This window comes from Vibrio sp. 1288 (genome assembly GCF_033344475.1).
In genome coordinates this window covers 1-787 of record NZ_JAWPOX010000365.1, presented here as the reverse complement: position 1 = coordinate 787, position 787 = coordinate 1, and the positions used below count along the sequence as shown (strand labels likewise).

The 787-nt window shown below is 45.7% G+C and carries 1 protein-coding gene; it reads left to right on the top strand.

Annotated elements, in window-relative coordinates; all coding sequences use genetic code 11:
- Positions 1-181: 181 nt before the first annotated feature.
- Positions 182-787 (top strand): AAA family ATPase (locus R8O11_RS26790; protein ID WP_318194819.1); only part of this gene is annotated, 606 nt, incomplete at its 3' end.

Below are 787 nucleotides of genomic sequence, written 5' to 3'. Positions count from 1 at the left end.
TTATGCAAAATAAATGTAACACCCTGTCATTCAAGCACTTTCAGCGTTTTTCTTCGCTTGCAATCCTTTTCTTTGCCCCAATATTGAAAAGATAAATTTCGAGAGCGAACAGGAACTTTTTCCTGATTGGCAATGACCAATACTCAAAACGAAAATCAAATGGATATCGAGAGTCCAAAGCATGCATAAATCAAACTTCGAAACTCTTCAGCACTATTTAGAGTCTCAGATCATTGGCCAGCATGATCTGGTTAAACAACTGTTGATCGCCCTTCTTGCTGACGGGCATATTTTGGTTGAGGGTCCTCCGGGACTAGCTAAAACTCGCGCCGTAAAATCACTGTCTGATTGCGTAGAAGGCGACTTCCATCGCATTCAGTTCACCCCAGATTTGCTGCCTGCCGATTTAACCGGTACGGATATTTTCCGCCCAGAAACGGGCGAGTTCACATTCCAATCTGGGCCGATTTTCAATTCACTCATTCTTGCGGATGAAATCAACCGTGCGCCAGCCAAAGTACAAGCCGCAATGCTTGAAGCGATGGCAGAAAAGCAAGTCACCGCAGGTCGCCACACCTACGCACTGCCTGAGCTATTCTTGGTCATGGCGACGCAAAACCCGATAGAACAAGAAGGTACTTACCCTCTTCCAGAAGCTCAGCTCGATCGCTTTTTGCTTCACTTAGAAGTGGATTACCCAGATGCAGAACATGAATTAGCGATTTTGCGGATCAATCGTGGTGAAGCAAAAGGTGAATGCTCTATTGAGCGCCCAAGCTTGAGTCAG